The sequence below is a fragment of the Flavobacterium rhamnosi genome, assembly GCF_048286515.1.
In the GTDB taxonomy this organism is placed as follows: domain Bacteria; phylum Bacteroidota; class Bacteroidia; order Flavobacteriales; family Flavobacteriaceae; genus Flavobacterium.
The window spans coordinates 58,485-74,371 of record NZ_JBLVPS010000004.1 but is presented as its reverse complement, the minus strand read 5'-3'; the positions used below and the strand labels follow the sequence as shown (position 1 = coordinate 74,371).

Annotated in this window: 12 protein-coding genes; 2 read left to right on the top strand and 10 right to left on the bottom strand. The window is 33.4% G+C overall.

Annotated features, from left to right (window positions below):
* Positions 1-107 precede the first annotated feature (107 nt).
* On the top strand, positions 108-737 hold the full coding sequence (rsmG, locus tag ACNQGN_RS04635; RefSeq protein WP_417986683.1) for a 16S rRNA (guanine(527)-N(7))-methyltransferase RsmG: 630 nt from the start codon (positions 108-110) through the stop codon (positions 735-737).
* Positions 738-860: 123 nt separating this feature from the next.
* Here rsmG and pruA read toward each other — a convergent pair whose 3' ends face one another.
* The 8 genes from pruA to ACNQGN_RS04595 all read right to left on the bottom strand — a co-directional run bounded on the left by pruA (position 861) and on the right by ACNQGN_RS04595 (position 12,853).
* Complete coding sequence (gene pruA / locus ACNQGN_RS04630) at positions 861-2,489, bottom strand: L-glutamate gamma-semialdehyde dehydrogenase (protein WP_417986682.1); 1,629 nt, start codon at positions 2,487-2,489, stop codon at positions 861-863.
* Between the two features lie 172 nt (positions 2,490-2,661).
* Entirely contained in the window at positions 2,662-3,048 is a 387-nt protein-coding gene (gene apaG / locus ACNQGN_RS04625; protein WP_379853532.1) for a Co2+/Mg2+ efflux protein ApaG, read from the bottom strand.
* A gap of 81 nt (positions 3,049-3,129) precedes the next feature.
* Positions 3,130-4,383, bottom strand: coding sequence for a type IX secretion system plug protein (locus tag ACNQGN_RS04620; RefSeq protein ID WP_417986681.1), 1,254 nt, complete (start codon positions 4,381-4,383; stop codon positions 3,130-3,132).
* A gap of 90 nt (positions 4,384-4,473) precedes the next feature.
* Positions 4,474-5,244 carry a class I SAM-dependent methyltransferase gene (locus tag ACNQGN_RS04615; protein WP_417986680.1) on the bottom strand — a complete coding sequence of 257 codons (771 nt, stop codon included), beginning with the start codon at positions 5,242-5,244 and terminating at the stop codon, positions 4,474-4,476.
* Positions 5,244-6,062: a type I methionyl aminopeptidase gene (gene map, locus ACNQGN_RS04610; RefSeq protein ID WP_417986679.1), complete on the bottom strand. Its 819-nt coding sequence runs from the start codon at positions 6,060-6,062 to the stop codon at positions 5,244-5,246. Before map ends, ACNQGN_RS04615 begins: the two co-directional genes overlap by 1 nt.
* Before the next feature lie 151 nt (positions 6,063-6,213).
* Positions 6,214-7,731, bottom strand: coding sequence for a 2,3-bisphosphoglycerate-independent phosphoglycerate mutase (gpmI, locus tag ACNQGN_RS04605; protein WP_417986678.1), 1,518 nt, complete (start codon positions 7,729-7,731; stop codon positions 6,214-6,216).
* Positions 7,732-7,872: 141 nt separating this feature from the next.
* Positions 7,873-10,290 carry a DUF5916 domain-containing protein gene (locus tag ACNQGN_RS04600; RefSeq protein WP_417986677.1) on the bottom strand — a complete coding sequence of 806 codons (2,418 nt, stop codon included), beginning with the start codon at positions 10,288-10,290 and terminating at the stop codon, positions 7,873-7,875.
* Between the two features lie 169 nt (positions 10,291-10,459).
* Positions 10,460-12,853 carry a DUF5916 domain-containing protein gene (locus ACNQGN_RS04595; RefSeq protein WP_417986676.1) on the bottom strand — a complete coding sequence of 798 codons (2,394 nt, stop codon included), beginning with the start codon at positions 12,851-12,853 and terminating at the stop codon, positions 10,460-10,462.
* 189 nt (positions 12,854-13,042) lie between these two features.
* On the opposite strand from ACNQGN_RS04595, the gene ACNQGN_RS04590 reads away from it, so the two are divergent.
* Entirely contained in the window at positions 13,043-13,762 is a 720-nt protein-coding gene (locus ACNQGN_RS04590) for a murein L,D-transpeptidase catalytic domain family protein (protein WP_417986675.1), read from the top strand.
* On the opposite strand, the gene ACNQGN_RS04585 is transcribed toward ACNQGN_RS04590, so the two are convergent.
* Positions 13,751-15,334, bottom strand: a complete 1,584-nt coding sequence (locus ACNQGN_RS04585) for a L,D-transpeptidase family protein (RefSeq protein WP_417986674.1) — start codon at positions 15,332-15,334, stop codon at positions 13,751-13,753. The two genes, ACNQGN_RS04590 and ACNQGN_RS04585, sit on opposite strands and share 12 nt — an antisense overlap.
* Positions 15,327-15,773, bottom strand: a complete 447-nt coding sequence (locus tag ACNQGN_RS04580; RefSeq protein ID WP_417986673.1) for a GNAT family N-acetyltransferase — start codon at positions 15,771-15,773, stop codon at positions 15,327-15,329. Before ACNQGN_RS04580 ends, ACNQGN_RS04585 begins: the two co-directional genes overlap by 8 nt.
* Positions 15,774-15,887 lie beyond the last annotated feature (114 nt).

Genomic DNA, 15,887 nt, shown 5'->3' with positions numbered 1-15,887 from the left:
TAATTTTATAATAATCCCCAAAGATAATTATTATAAATTTTCAATCTGCAAAATTGAGTTAAATATTTCAAAGAGAAAAATAGTACTTTTGTTAAAAAAATAGAGCAATGGACGAGATTCTTAAGTATTTTCCTTATTTGACCGATATTCAAAAAGAGCAATTCGCAAAATTAGATTTTCTATACCACGACTGGAATGAAAAAATAAATGTTATTTCGAGAAAAGATATTGATGCTTTATATACCAAACATATTTTACATTCTTTAGGAATTGCCAAAATTATAAAGTTTGAACCAGGAACTTATATATTGGATGTAGGGACTGGGGGAGGATTTCCTGGAATTCCGTTGGCGATTCTTTTTCCGGAAACCCGTTTTTTTCTGATAGATATTATTGCCAAAAAAATAAAAGTGGTACAGGCTGTGGCCGAAGCATTGGAGCTAAAAAACGTAAAAGCCGAACAACTTCGAGCCGAAAATGTAAAAGGGGATTTTGATTTTATCGTGAGTCGTGCGGTAACGAATATGCCTGATTTTGTTTCATGGGTTAAAACAAAAATCAAAAAGAATAACAAGCACGAATTGAAAAATGGCATACTATATCTTAAAGGCGGTGATTTAACAGAAGAGTTAAAAGATTTCCCTAAAGCTACAGAGTATAATTTAGCTGACTTTTTCGATGATGAATTCTTTGAAACGAAGAAAGTTGTGCATGTGCCGTTGAAGTTTGTAGTTTAGGCGTTTAAGAAAGAAGGCTAAGGTAAAAAAAAGAGAACCCCAGAAAATCAAAATAATTTGAATTTTTTGGGGTTAAATCTTAAACCAAGAATCGTCATTAGAAAATCCTTAAGCTTTTAAAACTTATTCTCCTAAAAACGGGTATCTGTAGTCTTCTGGAGTTATAAAGGTTTCTTTGATAGTTCTAAGCGAAGCCCAACGTAATAAGTTCAATGCGGAACCCGCTTTGTCATTGGTTCCTGATGCTCTTGCACCACCAAACGGTTGCATTCCTACTACAGCTCCTGTGGGTTTGTCATTAATATAAAAGTTACCTGCAGCGTTTTGTAATTTTGTGGTTGCCTGCTCAATTGCATAACGGTCTTGACTGAAAATTGCACCTGTTAAAGCATATTCTGAAGTAGTGTCAACTAGTTTTAATGTTTCTTCCCATTTTTCATCTTCGTAAACGAAAATTGTCATTACTGGTCCGAATAATTCGGTTTCCATTGTTGTGTAATGAGGGTCGGTTGTTACAATTATGGTTGGTTCAATAAAATAACCAACTGATTTGTCATAATTACCACCAACGATAATTTCAGCATCAGCGTCTTTTTTGGCTTGGTCAATAAAACTTACCAATTTATCAAAAGACCCTTCATGAATAACTGCAGTAATAAAGTTGCCAAAATCTTCTGGTGAGCCCATTTTCATGGATTTTGTATCGGTAATTAATTGCTCTTTTACAGCTGGCCATAAACTTTGTGGTACATAAGCTCTTGAAGCTGCAGAACATTTTTGACCTTGAAACTCGAATGCCCCACGTACAATTCCAGTTGCAACTTGTTTCGCATGTGCACTTGGATGCGCTATAATGAAATCTTTTCCTCCGGTTTCCCCTACAATTCTTGGATACGTTTTATAGTGGTGAATGTTTGCTCCAATTTTTGACCAAATGTCTTTAAATACATGTGTTGAACCTGTAAAATGAATTCCGGAAAAATCGCGACTGGCCAAAACAGTGTCCGTAATCATTAAAGCATCTCCAAAAACGACGTTGATAACGCCGTCAGGAACTCCAGCTTCTTTGAAAACATCGATAATGATTTTTGCAGAGAAAACTTGGCTGTCACTTGGTTTCCAGATCACAACATTTCCCATCATAGCAGCACTTGCAGGGAGATTTCCAGCAATAGCAGTGAAGTTAAATGGAGTTATAGCATATACAAAGCCTTCCAGAGGTCTGTACTCTAATCGGTTCCACATATCCGAGTTTGAATTGGGCTGATCACTATAAATTTGTGTCATAAATTCCACGTTGAAACGTAAAAAATCGATAAGTTCACAAGAAGCGTCAATTTCGGCCTGATGAATGTTTTTCGATTGCGCAATCATTGTTGCAGCATTTATTCTTGCTCTATAGGGACCCGCAATTAATTCAGCAGCTTTAAGAAAAATAGCAGCTCTTTGCTCCCAAGCCATATTTGCCCATGCAGTTCTTGATTCTAGTGCATTTGCAATGGCTTTTTCAACATGTGCTTTTTCAGCAAGATGATAGGTTCCTACGATATGTTTATGATCATGAGGAGCGGTCATGTTTTTTGTGTTGCCAGTTCTAATTTCTTCGCTTCCAATGTATAGCGGCACATCGATTTTAGAATTCCACATTTTTGCGTAAGCGGCTTGAACAGCCACTTTTTCAGGTGAATTTGGCGCATACCCTTTTACTGGTTCGTTTACCGCTTTTGGTACATTAAAAAATCCTTTTAGCATGATATAGTAATTAGATGACCTGTTTGAAGACAGGCAAGATTAAACAATTGAAAAAAATAAAATCATTCCAAATGTTGCGAATAACTTAGATTACGACAAAAGTACAAAGGATAATTTAAAAATTTTATTATTTGATCCTAATAAAATCAAAATAATTCAAAAGAGAAAGAAATTAGTTTAATGCAAATGGAGCACAAAGTCTGAATGTAGGTACTATAACTTTGAAATTTTTTGTAGAAGTAAAGTTAATCATGTTAAAATAACCTTTCATCGCACCGTAAGGAGAAGATAATAAACAACCTGAGCTATAAGTATGGAATTCACCTGGTTTTAAAACCGGTTTTTTTCCGATAATGCCTTCGCCATCTACTACTTCTATATCATTTAGAGAGTCAAAAATTTCCCAATGGCGAGAAATTAACTGAACAGAATCTTTACTGTGGTTTTCGATTGTGATTTCATAACTAAAGGCAAAATGGATCTTATAGTTTTTGAAGTAGGTTCCTTCAAAACTAGTCAATACTGATATCTTTATGCCTCTTGTTATTTGAGAAACCATAATAAATAAATGAATAGGTGCTTAATAATGACAAATTTACAAAAAATTGATTTCGTATTGTCATTTTTTGAAAAGTTTTTTTTAGTTGATGATATTTAGTGAATTTGCTATCCCTTTTCCGATGATTCGGTCATATCGGTCCATATTTTCTCGGTAATAGACCATTATAAAATAATCATTTTCTGTTTGATAAAAATTTCCGTCAATTGCATTTTCATGATCGATAATTCCTTTGCTATCTGCAACTGTATATTGGAAATTTGTAAACCCTTGTTTTATTAAAACTGCTTTTTCGTAAATGCTCTTTTTTTCATTATAGTCCATTTTATATTCGGGTGTTAGATTATAATTATTGAACATTCCGGTAATGTAGACCTCTTTGCTAATTCTAAAAGTAGGGGCGGAAAGGCTAAAATACACCCAGGCATAATCGGATTCAATGTCGTTGTTGGTCGCGTTTATGTTCTTGATGACAAAATTCCCGTTGACGTCTTGTGTTACAGAATATGGATAATTTGTTCTTGCATCATTTGTGTATAAATGGGAACTGTAAATTTCATTATTAGAATCTACACGGGCTACATTATTATTAGCAGCTCTAATGTCTTTATTTTCAAAATACAGAAATTCATTTCGTGCCCAAAACTGGGTTTGGGTATCATATTTATAAATTAAATCATTTCCAATTGTATATTGGGGGGCTATGTTTTTAATTGCATCATTGAACTGGCCATTTTGAAGTAAAAGGACTTTTACGTTTTTCAATGGATTTTGAAAAGTAATTGTACTGGATTTAATAGTAAATTCTAAGTTATGTTTAGATTCTAAATTACTAACGGTTCTTGCTCTCTTTACTTGAATAGGAACTGTCACAACATCTTCATAAAGAATAAATTTTCTGGAAAAGATAACTTCTTTATCGTTGTTTAATATTTTCAGCATGTAATTACCACTGATTAATAGCTGTGTAAACTGATTTGGTATCGCCAGTCTGTAATGGGAATAGAGTTGTAATGTGTTGAAAGAATTAGTGTAATCTGAAATTCTTTGGTTGTCAAAACCTTTTAAATACTCACTTTTAGGGATGTCTGTTGGATTCCAATTATAGTCACAATGCGTTATTTCGTAGTAATAATCAGCTTCATTGCCGAAAAGGTCATCAAATTGCAACTGAAATCCCTCTCCTAATTTGAAAATTGGAATTACATTTTGTTCCGTTTGTACAAAAGTAATCGTCTTAATATTATAGGGTGGAGCGGTCTCTTTTTCTACTTGTGCAGTAGTCGAAGTGATTATAAAGAGCAGACCTATTTTTAGAAAAAGAGCTTTAAGCATATACCTTGAATTGCTGAAATGTAAATATAACGAATTAAGCAATACTATTATTATGCGAATTGGAGTAGCTTTATTTGATTAGTCTCAAATCTATTTAAAACAAACAGGGATGATTTCACCTTTGGCTAAGCAATATTTTTCCACTAATTCTGACGATATTTTGTTCGTATAATCTTCTTCAATTACCTTAAAACCAATGCCTCTTAATTTATCAAAATAATCACGGCCATAAATACGAACGTGGTCGTATTGCCCAAATATTTTTGCTCTTTCTTTCTGGTCAGTAATTGTGTCGTCTGCAAAAGTAGTGGCTCTGGATAGATCTTGTGGGATTTGCAAAATCGCCATTCCTCCTGGTTTCAAAACTCTGAATAATTCTTGCATCGCTTTAGTGTCATCTGGAATATGTTCTAAAACGTGATTGCAAAGAATCACATCATATTGATTTTCCTCGAAAGGCAAATCACATATATCTGCTTTTACATCAGCTAGTGGTGAAAATAAATCGGTTGTGGTATAATCCAGATTTTTTTGATTTCGAAACAATTTGTAGAAGGCCTGTTCCGGTGCAAAATGAAGTACTTTCTTTTTCTCTGTTGAAGTAAAGAAATCGGTTTTTTCATTCAGATATAACCACAGCAAACGGTGTCTTTCCAATGAAAGTGTACTTGGTGAAAGCACATTGTTTCTTTGCGTTCCATAACCGTAAGGGAGGAACATTTTGAAACTTTTTCCGTCGATAGGATCCGTAAATTGAGTTCCTTTTAATGCAAAAGCAAGAACTGGTCTTGCCAGGTAACTTAAACGAATAAGAATTGGACGCGGAATGGTATTGAGTATAAGTTTAAAAAGTTTTTTCATTATAGGACTAAAGGTGTTTTTCTAAACTCATCTTCTTCATTACTCACAATTCCTAACGCTTTGTATATATATCCAAAAGTCGATAAAATCTCAGGTTTCCCATCGATAATAGCAACGTCATGCTCAAAATGAGCACTTGGTTTTCCGTCGGCAGTTAGGATTGTCCAGCCGTCTTTTAATTGTTTGATGTTTCGGGTTCCCAAATTAATCATTGGCTCAATAGCAACAACCATTCCTTCCACAAAAAGCTTTCCTCTTCCCTTTTTACCATAATTTGGCATTTCAGGATCTTCATGCATTTTTTGTCCTACTCCATGTCCTACTAATTCACGAACAACACCATAGCCATGGGCTTCAGTGTATCTTTGAATAGCATTTCCTACATCTTCCACGCGGTTACCTAATTTTAATTCCCGGATTCCTACGTATAAAGATTCTTTGGTTATTTGCAATAATTTCTTGGTTTCTGGAGCTACTTCGCCAATTTCAAAAGAATAAGCGTGATCCCCATGGTATCCATTTTTATAAGCACCGCAATCCACCGAAATAACGTCGCCGCTTTCTAATGGTTTGTTATTTGGAATTCCGTGAACCACTTGGGCATTTGGACTCATACAAAGTGAATTTGGGAAACCATATAAACCAAGAAAACTTGGTTCGGCACCATGATCACGAATGAATTCTTCGGCTAATTTGTCTAAATATAATGTAGTGACTCCTACTTTTATTTCAGAAGCAATCATTCCTAATGTTTTTGATACGATTAATGCGCTTTCTCGCATCAATTCTATTTCTTCACGTGATTTTACAATAATCATAATTTCGAATTTTCAGTTTGCAAAAGTACAATTTTATGAGAACTTTTGATGTCAAATTTTTGATAATAAAAAAGCTGTTCCAATCAGAACAGCTTTTTTGAATTTTTTTAAAATGTATTTAAAATATTTTGATTCAAATTACTTCTAAGTTTTATAACAAAGAATGACATGTCATAACTTCAGGCTTTTCAATTCCCATCAACTCTAAAATAGTTGGGGCAATGTCTCCTAAAACACCATCATGGATCACTTTTAAATCTTTGTCAACCAAAATAATAGGAACCGGATTTGTTGTATGAGCGGTATTCGGACTTCCATCAGGATTAATCATTGTCTCGCAATTTCCGTGATCTGCAATTACAATAGTAGTGTAATTATGCGCTAATGCTGTTGTAATTACTTTTTCTACACATTTATCAACGGCTTCACAAGCTTTTATTGCAGCACTCATAATTCCAGTATGTCCTACCATATCGCCATTGGCAAAATTAAGGCATACAAAATCCACTTCTTCTTTTTCAAGCTCAGGAACTAAAGCATCAGTAAGTTCAAATGCGCTCATTTCTGGTTGCAAATCATAAGTGGCCACTTTAGGGGAGTTTTTCAAGATGCGGCTCTCACCAGCAAAAGGTAATTCCCTTCCGCCAGAAAAGAAGAACGTCACGTGAGGATATTTTTCGGTTTCTGCTATACGAATTTGCTTTTTTTGGGCTTTTTCTAAGACTTCACCTAGGGTTTCGGTAATGTTATCCTTATTGTAAACTACTTTTATATTTTGGTAGGTTTCGTCATAATTGGTAAGCGTGACATAGTACAAATTGAGTTTGTGCATGTTTTGCTCATGACAATCCATTTGAGTCAGGACTTCTGTCAATTCTCTTCCTCTATCTGTTCTGAAATTGAAGAAAATAACAACATCGTCGTCTTCAATTGTAGCAAGGGGCTTGTCGCTGTCGTCAACCATAACCATTGGATGAATAAACTCATCGGTTACATTAACTTCATAGCTTTCTAGTATCGATTCGACTGCATTTTTAGTATGAGTGCCAATTCCATTTACTAATAAATCGTAAGCTAATTTTACTCTTTCCCAACGTTTATCACGATCCATAGCATAATAACGCCCAATTATAGAAGCTATTTTTACAGTGGTGTTTTCGATATAATCTTCTAAATCCTGAATGTAGTTTTTACCCGATTTTGGATCAACATCACGGCCATCAGTGAAGGCGTGAACAAAAACTTTTTGCAATCCATATTGTTGCGTTGCATCAATTAAACCACGTAAGTGAGAAGTATGAGAGTGAACTCCACCGTCTGAAACAAGACCTAAGAAGTGTACTTTTTTATTGTTTTCTTTGGCATAAGTAAAAGCATCAACCAATACTTGTTCTTTTGCCAAAGTATTATGCGCTACAGCAAGATTTATCTTGGCGAGATCCTGATAGACTATTCGTCCAGCACCAAGGTTCATGTGCCCTACTTCACTATTGCCCATTTGTCCTTCTGGTAAACCTACATTTAAACCATCGGTTCTAAGTTGAGCGCTTGGGTAATTTCTATAAAGACTATTTATAAATGGGACATTAGCATTGTCAATTGCAGATACTTTAGGGTCAGGAGATTTTCCCCAACCGTCCAAAATCATAAGAATTACTTTTTTGTTCATTGTACTATATTTTGAGCAAAGATAAAGCATTTCTAAAAATGTTGGAAGTAATCGAAATCACTATTATTCATTCATAAGGTAACAATAACAAATATTGATAATTTTGTTGTAGAAAAGGGGGTTTGCTAAAATTAATGCAAATTAGAATTTAGTTTTCACTTCATTATAATCTATAAAATAACGAATGCTTATTGAGAAAACATGTTTTAGTTGGTCGTTGGTTAGTAGCGTTGTTACTTTTTTTCCAAAGTCTTTATCGATTTCTCTTTGAAAATTGGCTGCATTGTTTCTGTATAAGATAGAAATTTCGCTTCCTGGGGCAAACCACCATGAATAGGATAAATCACCATTCCAGGAGAAAAAATTGGAGTTTTTGTTTTCAGTATAAATATTATAATCCATTAGTCTGCCGTTTTGCTCTAATGATAAAAAGTTCTTGTTTTCTGCAAAAGACCAATAATGGCGCAAGGAAAGATTAAAAGTCATTTTGCTGTTAATGGAGTATTTTCCGGAAAAAGAGTTGGAGTAGGTAATAACATTTCTATTGGCAAAAATGATAGTATTAGGCGCTGTCGAATTTAGATCATCATTTACACTGTCTACATATCCTTTGTTATTGTTTTGTCTAAAAAAGCTAAAGTTGTAATTCAATGAGAATTTATCATTGAAACGGTATCTTGGGCCAATGTCGATACCATAAGAATTTCTTCCAGGTTCGCTCAAAACAGCAAATGATGGATTGATGTCAAGGGCAAATTTATTATTGTAATTAGAAGAAAACATAAACCAACCTCCAAATCGTTTTGGAAAAATTAAATACCGGTTTTCTGTCCTCGGTTCATAATAATCAAAGGACTCGATTGGATTCGCGTTTATTCCCAGTCCAAAATAATGATTTTGTTTATTGTTCAGGTTGACATTAACATTGATATTATTACCTTGGATTTTTCCCGTTTCTTTTTGAAACTGGGTGAACATATTAAAATTTGTATTGAACGTATTGAAATATTTGGTTGGATTTAATATTCTATAATTTACATTTCCATAGATTGCATAATAGTTGGTCTCAAAATTAATTCCCAAATCATTGTTGTCGAAATTTTTTGATTGTATTTCTGTTCCTACGCTATAACGGTATTTTCCAGAAGTCTCACCAAAGTTAAGCGATGTTGCAGTTCCTTTTTTGTCTTCAATGTCGTTTATGTAGCTGTATTTGAAATTTCCAGAAAGATTGTAGGTGTTTTTCTTAGTATTTAAATCCCAAACTAATGCAGAAACATTCCCGTCACGAAAACTCCCGTTTCGGGTTACGTTCGTATTGATAAATGAAATAGAAGAATTTTTACGAAAGCGCTGATCAACTACCAAAACATTATAATTTGCTAATGGTTCCACTAATTCTCTTCTTGTTTCTTTAGTTTCATTGTTTTGGATTGATGCATATGTTTTTTCAGTAACTGCATTTAGAATTCCTATTCCTAAACCATCTTTTGTTCTGCCGGATATTTTTAAGGCATTAATAAGATTTACACTTGATGGATTGTCAATAATTTTTTCATTACTTGCAGTAGTTGGCAGATTTGAAGGTGTGCCGCCAATTCTTCTTGAATAAAGTAAATTTCCTTTGCTGAATAAATCGGTTCCTTCTGTGAAGAAAGGCCTGTTTTCGTTAAATTGTTGTTCAAATGGGCCTAAATTTAAAATTTGGTCATCATATTTTGTTTGACCAAAGTCGGGAATAAGTATAGCATCCAGCGTAAAAGCATCATTTATGCCGTATTTTATATCTAGACCGCCTTTCATAGTTCCGTAGGTTTTTTGCTGTGAATTTGCATTTACATAAAAAGAAGAATAGGGTAAAAGGAACAGACGAGTAGGTGTTTTTATGTTTTCTATGCCTTCCAATACTCCCGTTTGTTGCGTAAAAGTTCCAATTTTTGAATCAATAAAATTCCAAGTATATTTATGTTTGTCGCGCTTTATTTCTCTGAAAAAATTGAGTCCCCATAGCTGTTTTTTTTCACTTGAAAATCTCAAAGCTGCGTACGGAATCCGTATTTCTGCAATCCAGCCAAAATCTGTAATAGTAGCTTTGCTTTTCCAAACAGCGTCCCAAGAGTAATCTTCTCCATTAGTGTCGGTCGTCATACAATCAGCTTGTCCATCAGAAGCGGAAACAAAAAATTGAAAATCTTGTTGTCCGTCATTAAAACCATTTACAAAAACTCCAAATAGATCCGAAGCACCGAAATTATCTCTTTGCACTATTTCTTTCATTATTTTATTTGGTTCGTCATCGTACATTAATGCTGCGATATAGATGGCGTCATTGTCATATAAAACTTTTACTTCTGTTTTTCTGTTTTCTGGAATAAGTTTACCATTGTCTGGTTGAAACATGATAAAATCCTTTGCTACAGGTGTAGATTCCCATATAGTTTCCTCCAATTTTCCATCGATGATTATATTGTCGGAAATGAATTTAGTTTGTAAGACTTTTTTTTGGCCATAGCCAAGAAATGAAAACAAGAAGACACTTATGAAAAGTATTTTTCTCATGATATTTTTTGATTGATTGATGATAAAACGGTTCAAGAATATAATTTAAATAATAGACTATGTTTTTAATATATTGTTACATTTTTTAGAACAAAAACAATATTATATATGTCGGTAGTCTATTTCAGAACTTAAAAGCGATTTGTTTTTAAATCTTATTTTGAAGATTTTAAAACTTATTTTTTATCACATTATAATCAATAAAATAACGTACGCTTATGGAAAGGATATTGGTAAGATCGCTATTGAAAATACTTTTAAGATTCTTGGATAAATCTTTTTCGACTAAACTAGCTCTTTCTAATCCATAGTTACGGTATAAAATTGAGATTTCACTTCCAGGAGCAAACCACCAGGAATACGACAAATCAAAATTCCAAGAGTTAAAATTTCTGTCTTTATTTAAGGCATAATTATTATTTGGCGTTAAATAGCCATTGTTTTGTAAGGTGAAGAAATCATGATTTTTAGAATAAGACCAATAATATCGAGCCGTTAAATTAAAGGTCATTTTATTGTTTAAGGAATATTTTCCAGTAAGATCATTTTGAAGTATTTCACGATTACGTTCCGCAAATACAATTCCGGAATCATCAAAGTCAACCCACCCACGATCATTTTTTAAAGTAGTATAGTCTAGCGTATATGCTAAAGAAAATTTGTCATTGAATCGGTATTTTGGACTAAAATTAATCCCGTAAGTAAATCTTCCTTTCTCGTCATATTTGATAAATTGTGGTGTCATATCAAGAGTTAGTTCATTGTTTCTGTTCAATTCAAATCCGAAATAAGAAGCAATGCTTTTAGGGTTATAGACGTATCTGCCATTCGTACGAGGCTCGTAAAAATTAAATGTTTTAAGTGGATTTATTAGTAGGGCTAACTCAAAATAATGATTATTTAAAGACGTTGCTTTAATCACTGTTTTATAATAGCCTTCTTGTAATTTCCCAGCAGTGTTTTGTATTTCGAAATTGAATTCCTGCTCTATCTTAAAGGTGTTAAAAAACTTTGTAGGATTCAAAATTCTATAACTGGCATTCGCATAGGCATTGTGATAATTGGTATAGAAAATGATTCCTAAATCATTTATATCGTAATCCTTAGAAAGGTATTTTCCAGAAAGTAAATATCGATATTTTCCGCTTGTTTTTTCAAAGTTTAATGAAGTTTTAAAACCATCATAATCTTCAATAGTATTAATGGAACTGTATTTGAAATCTCCGTATAAATTATAAGTGTTTTCTTTTGTGCTTAAATCAAATAACAATGCAGAAACATTAGCATCTCTAAAGCCGCCATTACGAGTAGTGTTTGTGTTTACAAAAGAGACCGACGAATTCTGATTAAAACGCTGATCAAAAACTAAAATATTATAATTAGTCAATGGTTCTATAACTTCTTTTCGTGTTTCATTCGTAGCGTTATCTCGAATAGTAGCGTATGTTTTTTCGGTAACTGCATTCAAAAAACCAATCCCTAAGCCTTTCTCTGTTCTTCCTGAAACTTTAACTGCATTTAGCAAATCAACAGTATTCGGATAATTAATTATTTCTTCATTTGCTGTAATTGCCGGTTCTGTGCTTGGTGCACCTCCAATTCTTCTGGAATAGAATAATCCTCCTTTGTTGAATAAATTAGTGCCTTCTGTAAAAAAAGGCCTGTTTTCATCAAGCTTTTGCTCGAAAGGTGCAAGGTTTAAAATAGCATTGTCAAATTTTGTTTGTCCGAAATCGGGAACCAAAATGGCGTCCAATGTAAAGGAATCATTGATGCCGTATTTAATATCTAATCCCCCTTTTAAAGTGGTTCCTGATCCAATGTTGTTTTTTTGATAATACGCAGACGAGTAGGGTATGAAAAAAAGTCGAGTAGGTGTTTTTATATTTTCTATTCCTTCGAGAATTCCTGCTTGCGGAATAACGGCCCCTATTTTCGTATCTACGCGATTCCAAGTATATTTCTGAACATCTCGTTTTATCTCTCGCATAAAATTCAGACCCCAGATTTGTTTATCAGCATTAGAAAATCGTAAGGCAGCATAGGGAATTTTCATTTCTACAGCCCATCCAAAGTCAGTCATTGTTATTTCACTGTCCCAAATGGCGTCCCATGTAAAATCTTCACTGTCTTCAGTTGCTAGACAATCCATTTGAACTCCTGCTGAACTTACAAAAAAGCGGAAGTCTTGTTGCCCGTCGTTAAACCCGTTGATGTAAACTGAAAAATTATCGGAAACCCCAAAAACATCACGGTTTGTTATTTCTTTTTTTATTTTCTCAGGCTCATCATCATATAGCAAAGCTGCAATATAGATGGCATTGTTGTCGTAGAGTACTTTAACTTCAGTTTTCTTATTAATGTTTATTGGTTTTCCATTGTCAGGTTGAAACATAACGAAATCGGTAGCTACTGATTCTGTTTTCCAGATATCTTCGTTAATTTTTCCATCGATGGTGATGTTTTCTTCTATAGGTTTTGCCAAAAGAACCTTTTTTTGGCTATAGCTATTGAAACTGTAGAAAATTAAAAAAAAAAGCACAGTAGACTGAAATTTGGACATATATTGTGATTGTATCAAAACAAAAATAACAAAATTAACACAGGAAGTGAATTTTTTATGATGTTTTACTCAATATTTTCCTTACTTGTCCGTTATTAATTGGACTAAAGTTTTGTTAAATTATTTTTAATCGTTTTATTTTACCGTACGTTTGCAATCCCAAATTAATCTATAACTTAAAGAAAGCCAATGATTTATAAGATATTTCCTGCAATTTTATTTATGCTTGTTTCCTTCTCTACGATTAAAACAAGTTCTTCTGAGCCAAAGAATGCGAAACCGGTGGTTTATGCCAAAACGGTGGAAACTAGTGTTGACGCTAAAATTGAAATGGCTTACAGTAACTTACATTCCAATAATTTTGCTTTACCTAAATTAGAAAGCTTCGCAGCTGCTTTAAAAGGGTATTATTTGTTGAAAGAAAAAGGATTGATCCAGAAAGACATCTTAACCTTAGTCGATTTTAGTTTGTCGTCCAATACTAAAAGACTTTGGGTGATTGATTTAATTTCTGGTGATGTATTGTTTCATTCTCTTGTTGCTCATGGAAGAAATACAGGCGAAGAATTTGCTTCTAATTTTTCAAATTCAGCTGAATCGTATAAAAGCAGTTTAGGTTTTTATGCTACGGGTGAAATTTACAATGGTAAACATGGAATGTCACTTAAATTAGATGGTTTAGAAAGAGGAGTTAACGATAACGCAAGAGCAAGAGGTGTGGTAATGCATGCAGCTGAATACGTTTCTAATTCGTTTATTAAAAATAATCACAGATTAGGTAGAAGTCAAGGTTGTCCGGCTGTACCGGTAGAATTATCTAAAGAAATTATCAGCACCATAAAAAACAAATCGTGCTTCTTTATTTATCATCCGTCAAGAGTTTCAAAATTTGCTGCGTCAATTTCGTAGTTTGTTATATAAATTGGCATCAAGGGCGTAAATATCATCTCTAAAAATTAATTTGTTATTTTCGCTCCAAGCGGTCCAATACAATAAATGGAACGAAACCTCTTTTCTGATTTTTACAAATTTTGTTTTTTCGTTTTGCAAGATGTTTGTAATTTTATCAAAATTCCAATTGACAGCATCATCCAGCAAATACTCCGTTAATTCTAATGGATTATCAACCCTGACACAACCCGAACTTAATGAGCGATCTATTTTATCGAAATAATCTCTATGATTAGTATCGTGCAGATAAATAGAAAATCGGTTGGGGAAAATTATTTTTACCATGCCTAGTGAATTAAAAGTCCCCGGACTTTGGACATAACGATATGTTTTTGCTAGTGACAATTGCCATTCATAGGGACTTATTATTCTTCCGTTACTATCATAAACTTTAATGTTTGATTCGGTCAGATAGCTTCGCCTTTTTAAAATAGCCGGAATTACATCTTCTCTCAAAATAGTTGGAGGGACAGTCCATGTTGGATTAAAAACCACTTGCGTTAATTTCGAACTCAGGATTGGAGTCTTTCTTTTGGCCCTTCCTACAATTACTCTATGGGTTCTCAAAGTGTCATTGTCTTTAACGAGGCTCAATCTGTAATCAGGAATGTTGATAATTATATATTCTTTCCCCATTTCTTTTGGATACCATTTCCAGCGCTCTAGATTGGCAATAATTTGATGGATACGCTGTTGTTTTGAGAAATTGAGACAGTTAATTGTTCCTTCATCTATAATCGCATTAATGCCTAAACCGTGACGGGACTGAAATTTTTTTATTGCAGCTACCGTTTCTTCGTCATAAACAGTGGTCAAGCTATCTTTCGGTTGTAATTCTTTCCAAAAAATTAATCTTTTTTTGATATCTACTATAGCAGGATTGGTGTCATTTGGAGTGATTTTTTTCGTTATTTTTATCGTTTTGAAATTATCTTTTGGGAAAGTGTTGATTAGTTTTAGTGCTTTTTTTAATCTTTTGTAAACAATATGATTGGGTTTCAATTGTTCGATTTTATAGCCTAAGGAATCGCTGCTAAATAAATGTGTCATTGTCTCATTTATATCAATGTAGTTTTCTTTTAAGTCCCAGTTTTTATACAATTTTCGTGGATTCAGTGTTCCGTTAGTTAAATGTGAAATGTATTTTTGAAAATTGGCCGTCAACAAAATATCATATTTAGCTAAATCAGAATCATCTAATGTTGCTGATTTTTTTTCAAAATCACTCAATGTAGCTACCGTGTAATCTTCTGGATTTAGTCCTTCTTCATCAGATTTAAGAAGTTCTCCTAAAATAATTTTTCTCTTTTCTTCTGATTGCCAAACAGTTCTGTATTCAGTAGATTTGTAAAAATCAGTGAGCGCTTTGTTGTTAAAAGAAATCAGTAAAGCCGAGTCAATTTTAATTGCTTTGCCTTCAGGTTTAATACTAGGTTTAGCAATCTCTTTTTTTACGACTACCTCGCTTTTTAATTCCTTTTTACAACTAGTTATTAGACACAATAATAGTATTAGAAATAATTTATTCATTGCTCATTTTTTTAAACATAACAAGGTGTTCTCCTACTTCGGGTATTTCAAAGGGCAATCCTTTAACTTGGTATCCCATTTTTTCATAGAAACCAACCGCCTCTTTTCTGGCATTGAACCAAATTAAATTTGCGTTTTTGTTTCTGTAATGTTTCTCCGAATTGTGAATCAGCTTTTCGCCAAAACCTCTTTTTTGATGCTGTTTTAAAATCGCCATACCCCGAATTTGATACTGTTTTTCTGCCGCAAATAAATCATGTTTTGCTTCGAATATTGAAATAACACCTATGATATTATTTCCATCAAACAAACCAAAATGAGAAGTGGTTTCTAAATTATCACCATCAAAATGACAACTGTCTATCGATTTGTCGGCTCGAAGGACAGGATGTCTTACCGGAAATGTCTCTAGGGCCGTTATTTTTTTGATGTTTTGCATTTTTTTTTATTTTGTTTTTTTAAGCTTAATAAAGGTATAATATTTTCATATTAAATTCTTTATGATTTGAATATGCTTTAATAAAAATGGCTGCAGCGTAAGTTTGTAATTTTT

Excerpts from the sequence above, each read along its gene's own strand:
- gpmI (WP_417986678.1), bottom strand. The coding sequence starts at position 7,731 with ATGAACAAAAAAGTAATTCTTATGATTTTGGACGGTTGGGGAAAATCT.
- ACNQGN_RS04620 (WP_417986681.1), bottom strand. The coding sequence starts at position 4,383 with ATGCTTAAAGCTCTTTTTCTAAAAATAGGTCTGCTCTTTATAATCACT.
- ACNQGN_RS04600 (WP_417986677.1), bottom strand. The coding sequence starts at position 10,290 with ATGAGAAAAATACTTTTCATAAGTGTCTTCTTGTTTTCATTTCTTGGC.
- ACNQGN_RS04615 (WP_417986680.1), bottom strand. The coding sequence starts at position 5,244 with ATGAAAAAACTTTTTAAACTTATACTCAATACCATTCCGCGTCCAATT.
- apaG (WP_379853532.1), bottom strand. The coding sequence starts at position 3,048 with ATGGTTTCTCAAATAACAAGAGGCATAAAGATATCAGTATTGACTAGT.
- ACNQGN_RS04590 (WP_417986675.1), top strand. The coding sequence starts at position 13,043 with ATGATTTATAAGATATTTCCTGCAATTTTATTTATGCTTGTTTCCTTC.
- ACNQGN_RS04595 (WP_417986676.1), bottom strand. The coding sequence starts at position 12,853 with ATGTCCAAATTTCAGTCTACTGTGCTTTTTTTTTTAATTTTCTACAGT.
- pruA (WP_417986682.1), bottom strand. The coding sequence starts at position 2,489 with ATGCTAAAAGGATTTTTTAATGTACCAAAAGCGGTAAACGAACCAGTA.
- ACNQGN_RS04585 (WP_417986674.1), bottom strand. The coding sequence starts at position 15,334 with ATGAATAAATTATTTCTAATACTATTATTGTGTCTAATAACTAGTTGT.
- rsmG (WP_417986683.1), top strand. The coding sequence starts at position 108 with ATGGACGAGATTCTTAAGTATTTTCCTTATTTGACCGATATTCAAAAA.
- ACNQGN_RS04580 (WP_417986673.1), bottom strand. The coding sequence starts at position 15,773 with ATGCAAAACATCAAAAAAATAACGGCCCTAGAGACATTTCCGGTAAGA.
- map (WP_417986679.1), bottom strand. The coding sequence starts at position 6,062 with ATGATTATTGTAAAATCACGTGAAGAAATAGAATTGATGCGAGAAAGC.